This window comes from Bacillus sp. FSL W7-1346 (assembly GCF_038593335.1).
In the GTDB taxonomy this organism is placed as follows: domain Bacteria; phylum Bacillota; class Bacilli; order Bacillales; family Bacillaceae; genus Bacillus; species Bacillus altitudinis.
This window is the reverse complement of record NZ_CP151988.1, coordinates 434,436-448,453: the sequence shown is the minus strand read 5'-3', so window position 1 is coordinate 448,453 and position 14,018 is coordinate 434,436. Positions and strand designations below refer to the sequence as shown.

At 36.3% G+C, this 14,018-nt stretch carries 14 protein-coding genes and 1 pseudogene; 14 read left to right on the top strand and 1 reads right to left on the bottom strand.

Annotated elements, in window-relative coordinates:
• Positions 1-3: 3 nt before the first annotated feature.
• From NST09_RS02135 to queC, 14 genes and pseudogenes are all read left to right on the top strand, one after another.
• Entirely contained in the window at positions 4-747 is a 744-nt protein-coding gene (locus NST09_RS02135; protein ID WP_007498183.1) for an amino acid ABC transporter ATP-binding protein, read from the top strand.
• 104 nt (positions 748-851) lie between these two features.
• A pseudogene (locus NST09_RS02130) lies at positions 852-2,204 on the top strand (IS1182 family transposase).
• A 993-nt stretch (positions 2,205-3,197) separates the two neighbouring features.
• A complete protein-coding gene (locus NST09_RS02125; protein ID WP_056703552.1) occupies positions 3,198-3,599 on the top strand; it encodes a 6-carboxytetrahydropterin synthase in 402 nt (133 codons plus the stop codon).
• A gap of 229 nt (positions 3,600-3,828) precedes the next feature.
• Complete coding sequence (locus NST09_RS02120) at positions 3,829-4,830, top strand: bis-aminopropyl spermidine synthase family protein (RefSeq protein ID WP_162242777.1); 1,002 nt, start codon at positions 3,829-3,831, stop codon at positions 4,828-4,830.
• Positions 4,831-4,842: 12 nt separating this feature from the next.
• Positions 4,843-6,492: a carbamoyltransferase C-terminal domain-containing protein gene (locus tag NST09_RS02115; RefSeq protein WP_056703558.1), complete on the top strand. Its 1,650-nt coding sequence runs from the start codon at positions 4,843-4,845 to the stop codon at positions 6,490-6,492.
• Positions 6,493-6,508: 16 nt separating this feature from the next.
• Positions 6,509-7,216: a DUF5591 domain-containing protein gene (locus NST09_RS02110; RefSeq protein WP_056703563.1), complete on the top strand. Its 708-nt coding sequence runs from the start codon at positions 6,509-6,511 to the stop codon at positions 7,214-7,216.
• Positions 7,182-8,009, top strand: coding sequence for a glycosyltransferase (locus NST09_RS02105; RefSeq protein WP_056703565.1), 828 nt, complete (start codon positions 7,182-7,184; stop codon positions 8,007-8,009). The genes NST09_RS02110 and NST09_RS02105 overlap by 35 nt, the downstream gene beginning before the upstream one ends.
• Positions 7,984-8,757 (top strand): class I SAM-dependent methyltransferase, encoded by a 774-nt coding sequence (locus tag NST09_RS02100; RefSeq protein ID WP_056703568.1) that lies wholly within the window; start codon positions 7,984-7,986, stop codon positions 8,755-8,757. The genes NST09_RS02105 and NST09_RS02100 overlap by 26 nt, the downstream gene beginning before the upstream one ends.
• A 16-nt stretch (positions 8,758-8,773) precedes the next feature.
• On the top strand, positions 8,774-9,418 hold the full coding sequence (locus NST09_RS02095) for a PIG-L domain-containing protein (protein ID WP_056703571.1): 645 nt from the start codon (positions 8,774-8,776) through the stop codon (positions 9,416-9,418).
• Positions 9,419-9,491: 73 nt separating this feature from the next.
• Complete coding sequence (locus tag NST09_RS02090) at positions 9,492-10,442, top strand: ATP-binding cassette domain-containing protein (RefSeq protein WP_162242778.1); 951 nt, start codon at positions 9,492-9,494, stop codon at positions 10,440-10,442.
• On the top strand, positions 10,439-11,230 hold the full coding sequence (locus tag NST09_RS02085) for an ABC-2 family transporter protein (RefSeq protein ID WP_056703577.1): 792 nt from the start codon (positions 10,439-10,441) through the stop codon (positions 11,228-11,230). Before NST09_RS02090 ends, NST09_RS02085 begins: the two co-directional genes overlap by 4 nt.
• Positions 11,231-11,309: 79 nt before the next feature.
• Complete coding sequence (locus NST09_RS02080) at positions 11,310-12,017, top strand: ABC-2 family transporter protein (RefSeq protein WP_268356244.1); 708 nt, start codon at positions 11,310-11,312, stop codon at positions 12,015-12,017.
• A 10-nt stretch (positions 12,018-12,027) separates the two neighbouring features.
• The gene (locus NST09_RS02075; protein WP_056703583.1) at positions 12,028-12,729 is read left to right on the top strand and encodes a radical SAM protein; all 702 of its coding nucleotides are present in this window, start codon (positions 12,028-12,030) and stop codon (positions 12,727-12,729) included.
• Between the two features lies 1 nt (position 12,730).
• A complete protein-coding gene (gene queC, locus NST09_RS02070) occupies positions 12,731-13,426 on the top strand; it encodes a 7-cyano-7-deazaguanine synthase QueC (protein ID WP_082515459.1) in 696 nt (231 codons plus the stop codon).
• Between the two features lie 259 nt (positions 13,427-13,685).
• On the opposite strand, the gene NST09_RS02065 is transcribed toward queC, so the two are convergent.
• Entirely contained in the window at positions 13,686-13,970 is a 285-nt protein-coding gene (locus NST09_RS02065) for an AbrB/MazE/SpoVT family DNA-binding domain-containing protein (RefSeq protein WP_041508244.1), read from the bottom strand.
• Between the last annotated feature and the right edge of the window lie 48 nt (positions 13,971-14,018).

The window sequence follows — 14,018 nt, the reverse complement described above, 5'->3', positions numbered from 1 at the left end:
GACATGCTAACAGTCAAAGGCTTAAACAAATCCTTTGGTGAAAATGAGATTTTAAAGTCGATTGATTTTACGATCAACAAAGGGCAGGTTGTGGCGATTCTTGGTCCATCAGGTTCAGGAAAAACAACGATGCTTCGCTGTTTAAATGCACTTGAAATTCCAAATGCCGGCTCCTTTACCTTCGATGATTTCTCGATTGATTTTTCTAAAAAAAATAAACAAGCTGATTTGCTCAAGCTTCGCCGGAAGTCAGGCATGGTGTTTCAAGATTATCATCTGTTCCCACATCGTACTGTTCTTGAGAATGTGATGGAAGGTCCAGTCCAAGTCCAGCGCCGTCCGAAAGAAGCGGTGCGAAAAGAAGCGATTCAGCTCCTGCAAAAGGTAGGACTTGAGGATAAAAAAGATTTGTATCCCTTCCAGCTGTCAGGCGGTCAAAAGCAGCGTGTCGGCATTGCCCGTGCACTTGCCATTCAGCCAGAGCTTATGCTTTTTGATGAACCAACCTCTGCGCTAGATCCTGAGCTTGTCGGAGAAGTCTTAAAGGTCATGAAGGATTTAGCGAAAGAAGGCTGGACGATGGCGGTTGTTACACATGAAATCAAGTTTGCCCAAGAAGTAGCAGACGAAGTGATTTTTATTGATGGCGGCGTCATCGTCGAACAAGGTCCTCCTGAAGAAATCTTCAAACGACCAAAGGAAGAACGAACAAAACAATTCTTAAATCGGATTTTGAATCCAGTATGATCAAAAAGGCTGTTCTCATCATGTGAGAACAGTCAGCTTGTAGACAAAGTCTACAAGCTTTTTTATATAATAAGGGTAATAACACAATTCTGTGGGGGATGAACATGTTATGGAAACATGAAGAAGAAAGAAGAAATCAACTAGAAGTAGTGGCTTTAGATGAATTAGTACCTAAAGATCATCTTGTACGAAAAATTGATCAAGCGATCGATTTTGATTTAATTTATGATCTCGTCAAAGATCATTATAGTTCTGTTAACGGTAAACCAAGTGTGGATCCCTTTGTTCTCATTAAAATGGTTTTGATTCAATATCTATTCGGCATTCGCTCCATGCGTCAAACCATTAAAGAAATTGAAACCAATGTGGCTTATCGTTGGTTTATTGGATATGGATTTTCGGAGAAAATTCAGCACTTTTCTACCTTCGCTAAGAGCTACGTGAAACGCTTCCACGATACAGATTTATTTGAACAAATTTTTTACCGAATCTTAAGAGAAGCGATGAAAAAATGTCTCGTTGACCCTTCTATCGCCTTCATTGCTCAACCCATGTAAAAGCGAACGCTAATAAGAAAAAACTTGAAAAGAAAATCGTTCGAGTAGAAACAGAAGTTATCAAAATCAGCTTCATGAGGAGATCAATATTGATTGTGAAGAACATGGAAAAAAGCCCTTCCCCTACAGAATAAAGAAAAGGAAAAAGAAATCAAGGTCAGTACAACTGAACCAGAGAGTGGCTACTATGTAAAGGATGAACGTGAAAAGTTATTTGCTTATTCATTTCATACAGCTTGTGATTCAAAAGGATTTATTTTAGGATCACTGGTCACTGGTGGAAATGTTCATGATAGTCGTAGGTTAGATTCACTCGTATCAAAGGTGACAAAGAAAGTCGGAAAACCAAATGTAGTTGCAGTAGATGCTGGATATAAAACATCCTTACATCGCCAAGTTTTTAATGGATAAGAGATAAGACCTGTCATGCCTTACACTCGTCCGAGAACAAAAGCTGGTTACTTGAAAAAGAATGAATATGTGTATGATGCACATTTTGATTGTTACATTTGCCCAAACGGGCAAATTCTTTCTTATCGTACAACAACTAGAGAAGGCTATAAGCAATATACGTCCGATTCAGAGGTATGTAAATCCTGCTCATTTCTAGAGAACTGTACACAAAGTCAAAATCATACCAAACAAATTCATCAGCATATTTGGCAGGACTATCTAGATGAAGCAGACCATCTGAGACTCACACAAATGAATATGGACATCTATGCAAAACGGAAAGAAACAATAGAAGACGCCTTTGCGGATGCAAAAGAAAAGCATGGTATGCGTTGGACGAAACTTCATGGACTAAAAAAAGTTTGAATGCAAGCGATGCTTACTTTCGCTACCATGAATCTTAAAAAATTAGCAAACTGGACATGGAAAGAACCATGTCCAGCGTAAGACATCAGATAGATTTTATCGAAATAAGTGAAAACCCCACTTTTACTTGAAGTAAAGGTGGGGTTTGTCTACGGTCTGACTGTTCTCATCATGTGAGAACAGTTTTTTTGATTTTACGCATCAAGCTAGCAAATCTGCATGGACCCATAAAGTTATCATGGCCAAAATAATTATTCAATCTTACGATAATTTTTTATTAACCATTTCATCTAAAAAATTGGATGACTTCTCTCCCATACAATTTTTATTAACTAAACAAAAAAAACTGTAAAAGTATTTTCAAATTAAAAAATTACTGATTGATTTCCCTTAAAACTTGATAAAACGATAGTTTATTTCTTACTGTATATTTTATATTTTATAAATTTTAATAGGTACAGCCCTTAAATATTGAATCTTTCCTTTCAGTATCAAAATCTAAGGAACACATTTTTTATGAGTAGAATTACTCTTAAAAGCAGCAATATTTCAAATTCATTAATTTTTAAGGAAAAACGACAATTTTCACCTTACTTCGACAAAACGACGGTGTTATATTGCATTTAGATACATTTTATTACATCAATGGATAATTAGTTGAATTAAAGAGTAAAAATGACAATTTTGATATACCTCGTTTTAAACAAATGTTAATTCGTTTAAAACTAAATGAAACGCCAGCAAACAAATATATATCTATATTTACAATTCATGTAGCAAAGCCAGTTTTTAAAAGAACATTCTAACACATGTATTTGTCATTCAAACGGCGCTTAACTTAATCCTTCAAGCCTAGAATTTAAACTAAACCAATAAATTCTATCCTCTTTGAAATGCACAGTTATTTTTCATCATGATAAACACCTTATTGTTTCCTTAACAAATATCTTACGTGAAACCTATAATTAATTATCCGAATTTTGCAATACTTATATGCATAAATGGAAAATTTAAATTGCTTCTTAATCCGAAAATTAAATTGTATAAACATAGTATAAAAAAGGGGTTAAATCCATGAGTAATCAATATATCTATACATTAACTAAACATTTCTGGATTTCTTGCGCCCATAAAGTCACAGGTGCGGGAAAATGCGCAAGGCTTCATGGCCATAACTACAAGGTTACCTTTTGCATTACCGGTTCAGCATTAGACGAAAAAGATATGTTAATAGATTTTCGTGAAGTGAAGCACCATTTAGAGAAAAAGTATGATCATTATGTGCTAAATGATTTTGACGAATTTAACAAAATAAAAGGAGGATATGAGCCGAGCACCGAAAGGGTCGCTCAGGTTTTTTTCGAGATAATAGAATCATTATGCAACGCAAAGAGGAATCAGCCGCATATTAAATGGATTGAAGTTCAAGAAACCAATGAAGCCAGTGCGAGATACGAAAAACTTGAAAGGAGGTGATCCTGTGGAAAAAGAAATCGTGAAAAAAGAGGAAGATCAAATTTCTGAAGATTTGCTCTTGACTGACGAATTGGAGCTTGAAGAAAAAGAACTTTTTTTAACCAACGCTAAGACGATATAACAAAAAATAGGATCTACAAAACAAATCGTTTTGTAGATCCTGATAATGATAGGGTGTGATCTTATAGACATTTTAAAAAAATGCTATGAAGATTTTTTAAAGATAGATATGGAAACAGAAATCGGACATCTTCTTAAACATAAGCAAGCTGAAAAAATAATTGGCATATGGAACTTATGGAGCGGTATCAGCTTCACACAGTTTGAAAAGTATGTGTGGCAATGCATAAATAAGGCAAAAAAAATTCAAGACGTCATCAATATAACCGGAACGATGCACATTGCCATAAATCTCCTCTACGTTTTAAGGAATCACCAACTATGTAAAATAAGCAAAATTGGCGAAATCGAATTTTCAAATGATCTGATGAACTTTGAGGTTGCTGGTGATCTCGCAACTGCGGTTTTTCCGGAACGGATAAGAAACAAAAAAGAACATGGGCAGTTTCAAGCAACATGGACCACTTCGGTTAAGCGTGCAAATATAATTTTTGAGAAAGTGCCTCCGTGGAAAGATGTATTTTTTTGCGGCGATGATGATTTAACAAGCCTTGCTCTTGCCCAAATCAGTGGCAACGCATTTAACATATCTGTAGGTGATATAGACAGCGATCTCGTGTCTTTTATAGAATCCATCAACAGACGGGAAGGGTTGCAAATTGAAACATTTGAATTTGATGTCACATATGAAGCCCCTGACAGGCTTAAAAAGAAATACGACGTATTCCATTGTGATCCCCTCGATCATGGGCAAGGCATAGATTTATGGTTACAGAGGGCACAAGAAGTATTGAAAGGCGAACCAGGGGATTTGATTTATCTGAATATTAGTGCGGATCGTCTCGGACAAAGAGAGTATCTTCTATTCAAACATCTCCACGAGATGGGCTTTTACTTGGAGGAAAAACATAAAAATTTTAGTAGCTATCAAGTGGAAGAAGAACCTTTTTTAAATAAGGAAAAATTAAATGATGAAATAGGAAAATTAAACCTTGAGTACAGCGCAATAAAAGATTTATATATTCATACAGATCTATATGTTTTCATCAGAAAAGCGGTTAGATCAATTTTTCTTCCGCAAGAATTTTTGGAGATTAGAAGAAAAATATGATGAGGTGTTTTAATGTACGTGCTAGGTATAAATGGTTGGGATAAAGGTGTGCACGATACGAGTGCAAGTTTATTTTATCAAGGAAAATTGCTCGCTGCCGCTGAAGAAGAACGATTTATAAGAAGAAAAAAAGCGTTTGACACAGTGCCCGTTCATTCTATTTCTTATTGCTTGCACGAAGCAGGTATTACAGCAGATGAAGTCGACTATATAGCATTAGGCTGGGATGTGGAAAAACTTGAAATTGAGTATGGCGACAAACAAAGGCTGACAACTAAAGATATCTTGCATTGTGTTTTCCCTAAAAATATGTTTCCGAGAAAAAAAGACCCAACACTACAAATGTATCCCCACCATCAAGCCCACGCTGCTGGCGCATACTATAGTTCCGGATTTGATGACGCAGCAATACTTGTAGTAGACGGTTCGGGCGAGGAAGAGTCCATCACAATCGCTAAAGGAGAAAAAGGGCATATCGATTATCTTGAAGTTTACCCTTTGGAATGTTCCTTGGGAATCTTTTATGAGGGGTTATCAAAATATATTGGTCTGGGCAGATTTAGAGAAGGAAAAACAATGGGCTTGTCATCTTATGGAGTATGGGAAGGGAACGTCCCGTTAATTGTCAACAAACATGATGGATATAGAAGAACTTATAATCAAATTTTAACAGATTGGGTACGTTACTTTTATAAAAAATTCGGTGAAAAGAGAAATTCAGCACATTATGTCTACGACCACAAAGGGGCTAAACTATACGATCAACTTGATGCATTATCTTATAATCATGTGGCAGCTTTTGGACAAAAAGCATTGGAAGAGAATTTGATCTACCTTGCCAAGAGGGCGATAGAGATTACCGGCTGCTCTCGATTATGCATCTCCGGCGGCGTCGGGCTTAACTGTGTAAGCAATAGGAAACTGCTTGACTTAGAAGAAGTTAAAGATATTTTTATACAGCCCGCTGCATCTGATGCAGGAGTATCATTAGGGGCAGGAGCAATGCTGTCTAAAGAACTGGGTTTTGATGTAAAGCTTTCGAAAGACCATGTCTATTCAGGACCGGCCTTTAGTGATAGAGAAATTAAAGATTTGCTAGAACAATACAAAATTAAATATGAGTTTTTTGAGAATGGCATAAACGAAGCTGCAGTCGAGCTTTTAAAAAAAGGAAGTGTCGGAGCTAGATTTTCCGGAAGAATGGAATTCGGACCAAGAGCTTTAGGAAACCGAAGCATTCTGGCCAATCCGCAAAGCAAAACAATGCTTCAAAGGGTAAATTATATAAAAGAAAGGGAACAATGGCGCCCACTTGCACCTAGCATTAATGCAGAGAATCAGACGATGGCGATAAACGAGGTAACGGCATCTCCTTATATGCTTTTAAACGCAACAATACATAAATCCTCGCTAGAGTTGCTTCAGGCAGTAACTCATATCGATGGTTCCACAAGGCCTCAAATCGTAGATAGAGAGGTGAATTCACCTTATTGGGAGCTTATTCAATGTTTTTATGAAGAAACCGGAATACCAGCTGTTTTAAATACGTCTTTTAATATTGGAAATGAGCCGATCGTTTGTTCACCGAAGGATGCAATTCGTTCATTTTTTTGTTCTGAGCTAGATTTTCTATTCTTAAATCATTTTTTAATCAAAAAATAAGATGAGGTGAGTGTTCATGAGTTCTACCTATCCAAACTTTCCGGAATACAAACTGAAAAACATCTATAAGGGGGAAACCTTCTTTAAGAGAGGGGCGACCAGCGACCATATCTTTCACGAAGAATTTGAACAATGGCAAAAATTCTTTTGTAGTGATGAGTACCTTCCGCCAGCCGGAAAAGACATCATTTTATTCCAAGTCTGCACATGGGCAAAACCATATGACTTTTCTTATATTGGAAAAAAAATAAGAAAGATAACAAATAAATTTGAAAGGATACACCCCATCATATTGTCTAATGCAGGCGTTATCCCTTATGAATATCAAATGAATCCGGCATTTTGCGCATACGATTGGATACAAACAGAGGATATATCCGAAGAAGAAGCTTTAAGAATGAAAAAATTATATCAAGATTCACTTTTAAATCGAATAAAGAATTATTTAACCTCCAAGCAGCAACATTATAAAGCAGTTGTACACTATTGCATGCCAATAAAGGATTCAATTGTGACTGACATTCATGATTTTTGCAAAACAATAGACCTCACATATTTTCATACACCTGGTTTGGAGACATTCAGAAGTTCAAAAGGCGTCTTGACTAACTTAAAGGATTGGGGAGAGTTTTATATTTTAGATCCTGTGTTGAATGATTTGGAAAATACTTTAAAAAAGGTGAGTAGCATTGATAGATCTGTCAATCGTAATACCAGCTTATAATGACCCTAGACTTGACGATTGTTTAAAAAGCATAGACATAGAGGCAGAAATTATAGTCGTACTCAACGGCGCAACCAAACAAGTTGAAAATATCGCCAAAAAACACAATGCAATAATGGTCTATCTTCCCTTTCCAAATCTTGCAAAGGCTTATAACGAAGGAATCAAGTCTTCAAGCAAAAATAATGTTCTGCTAATGGATTCAGATTGTATTTTTAGAAAAGGCTGTATAGATAAGTTATACAACATGTTGTATAAACATCCGTTAGCTAAAGGAAGGGTTCTTTTTGCCTACCGGTCAAAAACAGAAAAAATAATTGCAACTTCCAGACATATTCATACTACTAAAAAAAATGCGTATTCCCCCCCTTTAGCATTTAGAAAGAATATTTTAGATCAAATAGACAACTATTATTTTGACGATCAAATAAACTGGACAGAAGATTATGATTTTGATGCAAGAGTGAGGAGGGCTGATCTCAGCATCGGATACGATGATAGTGCCCAAGTCATCCATCCTGCCCTGACGCTGTTAGGCGATTTGAAAAGCTCTTACAACTATGGAAGGGGACAAGCAAGGGGGGTTAAATCGAATAAAGAATGGTATTCTCCTCCTAGCAACCTGTTGAAAAGCATGCTAAAAAGTTGGACTCCTTTGAAAAATAGGTTTGGTACGGGTGTAGCTATTTATCTTTCTTTATGGCAGATTGCATTTTTCATGGGGTTTAAAAAGGAAAGCAAATCATTTGAAAGAGGTGTAAAAAAGAGTGGTTCAGCAAATACAACAGTATGACAATATCTCTAGCGTTTATGATAAATTAATTCCTGAACCGGACGGACTATTTGATTTCTACAGCAGCTTTGTAAAGGAAGGTATCACAATTCTTGACATCGGATGCGGATCTGGCCGACTGGCCTTTCAATTAGCCCAAAACGGTGCAACCGTTCATGCTATCGATATTTCCGCAGGGATGGTTGAAAATGCAAAAAGGAAACTTGCTACATCTGACCAGAAAACATTAGAACGTATACATTTTGAGAAGGCCGATATAAAAAATTTCCATTGTGATAGCCAATTTGATTATATTTTTATGAGCGGTGGTGTTTTTGAGTATCTTTTGACCCCAAAAGATCAGGTCGAAGCGCTAAAAAAAATTAAGCAACTGCTAAAACCTGAAGGCAAGTTTATTTTTGACATCATATCGCCGCCGCAAGTCTGTCCTTACGACAAGAGGCAAAAAGATTTTGGAAACACAGCTAATCCCTCCAAAGATCATCAATATATTAAATCCCAAAGTATATTTCGAATAGACCATTATAAACAAATTGTATCAACTTATTGTTTATTTGAAATACATCAAGGTGATAAAGCAACGGAGAAATACGAATTCAAGTTTTTAACTAGATATTCACTACCGACAGAACTGTTTTATCTTCTAAAATCCAGAGGTTTTACTGTTTTAGACTTTTATGGGGATTACAATAGAGAACCTTTCAAGCGAGGCAGCGAGTTTATGATCTACATCACAAAGCTTTCTTAAAGAAAGGAGAAAGTGAATGCACACAAATAACAGAAAACATTTAGTCATCGCGCCACATCATGACGATGAAATGATCGGATGCGGGGGAACAATTGCCAAAGCGATTAAACGCGGGGATCAGGCGAGAATTATTATCGTCACAAAGGGCGAACTTTCCGGAATCGATGGCAGCATTGAACAAAATATTCAAATACGTGAAAACGAATGCAAAAGAGCTTGCGCAATCATCGGCACACAAGATATTCATTTTTTAAAAGAAAAAGACCGGGCGCTCACCTATAGAAGAGATCTTGTTGAAAGAGTGCTGATGCATATAGATGATTATCGGCCTGATTATGTATACTATCCTCACTCGGAAGAAGCTGACCGTGACCATCGAATTGTTCATGAAATTACCAGTGAGGCATTATTTTTAAACCGCTCTAATTTTCTGCGAAACAAAAACAAGATCAAAAGATGTTTGCAGTATGAGATTTGGACTCCGTTAACCACTTATCAATTAGTCAGTGATATCAGTAGTGTGATAGACCAAAAAATGGAGGCTTTAAGCGCATATAAATCTCAAGGAGCCATCCTCCAATTGGAAAATGGGGTTAAAGGGTTAAATGCATATAGAGGTATGCAGGTCGGCACTGAGTTCGCAGAAATTTTCAAATTTTAAAACTTATCAACGGAAGGATTTGGTTATGTTCATACAGGTCGAAAATGTATCACGTTCATTCAGCAGAGCTTCAATGGATGAAGGATTTTGGAATTCCGTTAAGAGTCTATTTCATAGAGAAAAAGAAGTCATTCATGCTATAAACAATGTTTCTTTTTCAATTCCAAAAGGAAAAATTATTGGTCTTATCGGTGCAAATGGGGCAGGCAAGTCAACTTTAATTAAGCTGATGACGGGTTTGATTACACCGACTTCAGGGAGGATAACGGTCGATTCATTTACGCCGCATAAAAAAGAACCGGCGTTTTTAAAGAAAATAGGGGTTGTATTAGGACAAAAAAATCAATTGTGGTGGGATCTTACACCATACGAAACATTTTTGCTCCATAAAGAAATATATCAGATTGCCCAAGCTGAGTTTGAGGATCATATAGAGCGACTGACAACCGCTTTGCATGTGAAGCATGTTGTGAGATCTCCCGTTCGAAATCTTTCTCTTGGCGAAAGAATGAAATGTGAATTGGTAGCCGCGCTACTTCACTCTCCTGAGATTTTATTTTTGGATGAGCCAACAATTGGCTTAGATTTTATTGCTCAAAAAAATATTAGACGATTCTTGAAGTCATACTGCCGGGAACGGGAAGTGACAGTTATCTTAACGAGCCATTATTTACAGGATATCGAGGAGCTTTGTGAGCAAATTATGATTTTGCGAGATGGAGCGCTTTATTATAATGGGAGCTTTAAAGGTTTGCCAGGTTTAAACGATGATGAATACAAGTTGTTGTCGATCACCCTATCAGAAATGGAAAACCTTTCGCTTTTGAAGCAATATGGTGAAATCATCGAAGAACTGGATCATACTGTTCTTTTGAAAATTAGTAGAAATACATTCAGTCAGGCTTTGAGGGATATTATCAATAATTACGATATTATTCATTTTGAGGAGAAGCATACAGAAATCCAATCTTTATTAGAGGAGATTTATAAACAATCAGAGCATGTCGGAGTTGAAAAAAATTGAGAAAATATATTAAGCCGGGGCTCATGGCCATACAGACGGCTTTTCAGTATCGACTCAACACCCTGCTGTATATGGCATTTAGCCTGCTTCCACTTATTGCAGTCATTTATTTATGGCAGAATGTCTACGATCAAAAACAAATCATTGAAGGCTACACAATTGAATCAATGATTACATATTTAATTATAGCAAAGATTCTCGAGATCTTATTGCTTCCTTCTTTCCACTGGTCAATTCAAGATGAGGTGAGCAGCGGTGAACTTTCAAAATATTTAACAAAACCTATTTCATACTGGGGATTCTGGTTTTCAAAAAATACCGGAAATAAGCTGGTCCAATTAACGCTTGTTATTATTCCAATAGGAATTATTTCTTTTTGCAATAGAGAATATTTTTTATTTCCTGATTTTCATGATTTAGCAGGTCTGATTGCAGCTGCCATCTTGGCGATGATTTTGTATTATAATTTGTATTTTCTTGTTTCTCTATTTTCTTTTTATTTTGTTGAGATAGCTTCGTTCTTTTTTACAGTAGATATTTTGCTTGAACTGCTATCAGGTACGCTATTTCCATTAAAGCTTTTGCCGGACCCATTTTTTCATATCGTTAAAAATCTCCCATTTGCCTATTTGATTGATTTTCCTGTAAACATATATCTTGGCCGTTTGGGAATGGGAGAAATCTTTTACGGCTTATTTATTCAACTTATATGGATCGGCATACTTTCTGCTTTTTCGAAGTATGCGTGGAAACGTGCGATGTCAAAATATGAATCGGTTGGTGCATGAAATGAGATACATCACTCTTTTTCTCCACATTGTTAAAATCAATAGCATTAATTTAATGATGTACAGAACCAACTTCTTTATGAATATTATTGACAGTCTCATATGGTTTGTCATTACACTAATTTTTTTCAATACACTCTTTGGTTATGTGGAAAACGTCAATGGATGGAGTATATATGACATTTATTTACTAATCGGAACAAGCGAGATATTAAAATCCTTAATTTTTGTATTGTTTATCAATAACCTTCCCTATATCCCATCATTGGTTAATAAAGGAACCTTGGATCTTCTTTTATTAAAGCCCGTAAACAGCCAGTTTATTATTTCTTTGCGGAAATTAGATATGGGGAATTTCGGGAATTTAATTCCAGCAATTTTGCTTGTTATATATGCATTGATCAATCTACATGTCGCCTTACAAATAAACCAAATATTTGAATATTTGTTCCTTATTTTAACCGGAGTAGTGCTGGCTTACGCACTCTGGTTTATCACTATGACATTATCGATTTGGATTACGAAAGTTGACGGTCTGCACGAATTGTTTTTAGGGGCAATGACGCTATTTAGATATCCGACGTCTTTTTTTAAAGGGATTGGCAGAATAATTTTTGTTTTTATTTTTCCTATAGTGATCGTCGCAAATGTACCGGTGGAACGCCTTCTTGATGTGTCTAATGAAACAAACGTTTATCAGTATTTCTTATATGTTATTGGTTTTCTAGTATGTAGCGCGATATTTTGGAAATTCTCTCTGAAACATTATCAGAGCGCGGGAGGGTGATGAGCGTAAAATGAATGCAGATACAACAGTATTACCAATGGTCGAAATTTTCGAAACAATAGAGGGTGAAGGATCTGCTGTGGGAAAACAGACGACATTTATAAGGCTGTTTCATTGTAATCTGCGTTGTGTGTGGTGCGATACAAAATACAGCTATGCCCCCAGCAAACCCGAGTTTGAAGCTACAATAGAAGAGATCGCACAGAAGGTGTCCCGTTTGGCAAACCATTATGTTTGTTTAACCGGGGGAGAGCCCTTAATCCATGGGGAAAAATCTTTAGCTTTAATTCAGAGGCTGGCTAAAATCGATGTAATTAAAGATATTCATATTGAAACAAATGGTGCTATTCATTTAAAGACTTTTATAAACATGAGGCGTCAATCCCCTGAAATGTCCAATAAAGTTCGATTTATAATGGATTTTAAACTACCAGAAAGTGGAGAAATGGAAAAAATGATCTATGAAAACTTTGATTTATTAGATGAAAATGATGAAATCAAATTTGTTATAGGATCTGAAAACGATTTTCAAATCGCCATGGATGTTATTGACAAGCATCATAAAAAGGGCCGGCTATTAATGAGTCCGGTTTGGGAGACGATGAAGCCAGCGAATCTAGTCAAAAAAGTTCTAAACAGCCGGCGGAAAGATATTCAAGTTAATCTTCAGATTCACAAAATCATTTGGGATCCGAAAGAAAGGGGTGTTTAATATTAAAAAGAATGATAAGAAAGCAGTCGTTGTTTTAAGCGGTGGATTAGACAGTGCCACCTGCATGGGAATTGCAGAGAATGAAGGATACAAGTTGCATGCCCTCACGTTTTACTATGGGCAGAGACATTCCAGAGAAGTGGAACAAGCTAAAAAAATTGCAGAGCATTATCAAGTACAAGAGCATAAAATTGTAAATATTGATTTTTTAAAAAATTTAGGAGGCAGCGCATTAACCGATGAAAATATAGATGTACCGAAAAAAGTGAATCAAAATAACATCCCGATAACATATGTACCGGCTAGGAATTTAATTTTTCTCTCCTGTGCATCAGCTTATGCGGAAGTGATTAAAGCAGAAGCTATTTTCACTGGAGTAAGTAGAGTCGACTACAGTGGGTATCCAGATTGCCGTCCAGAGTTTATTGAAAGCTTAAACAATACGGTCCGTCTTGCGACCAAAAGAAATATCGAAGGGGAAAAAACAAACATTTATACTCCTCTTATCAATTTAAGTAAAGCGGATACAATAACGCTGGGACTTAAGTTGAATGTGCCTTACGAGCTTACTACCTCCTGCTACAACGGAGAAGAGTATGCCTGTGGTGAATGTGACAGTTGCACATTAAGGTTAAAAGGTTTTAAAGAGGCTGGTTATAAAGATCCTATTACTTATAAAAATATTCAAATGATTTAAAAAACGGAAAATCGGTAGACACCAAAGATAACCTTATCATTTAAGTAAATAATAAATCAATGTACTGATCAATTTTACGAATCAGGTGATCCTCTTTGATCCAATTGATCTAACAATACAAATTCTGCTTCGTGCTGAGGATAATTTCTAATGTGGAACATGAGAAAATCACCTTCCTGTACTAGACTTTTTCCTATTATAAATGAGAACCTGGAAAATTTAAGAAAAAGGCTGTCAAGATTTTCTCGACAGCCTTTTTTTATATCTCTTTTTGCAGCCGCAGCGCTAGTAAATCTTGCAGGAGCAGTCTCGCTCCCTCTGGGCTGACAACTACACCGCCTGACAGCGCCTTATTGGAACAGGTGACTTGCCCTGTAACGATACAAGGTTTATCCTGCCAATAAGGCTTTATCACAATGTGACTTTCTTCTTGATAGATTTCAATAAAATCTTGTGGATGAATTTTCAACCGTTTTCTTATATCTGTCGGCAGGACAATTCTTCCAACGTTATCTATATACTTTACATCTTCTTTATTTAACAAATTGACCCCCCCTGCATCTCTAGATATGATATAGAAGATTCCCTGTTT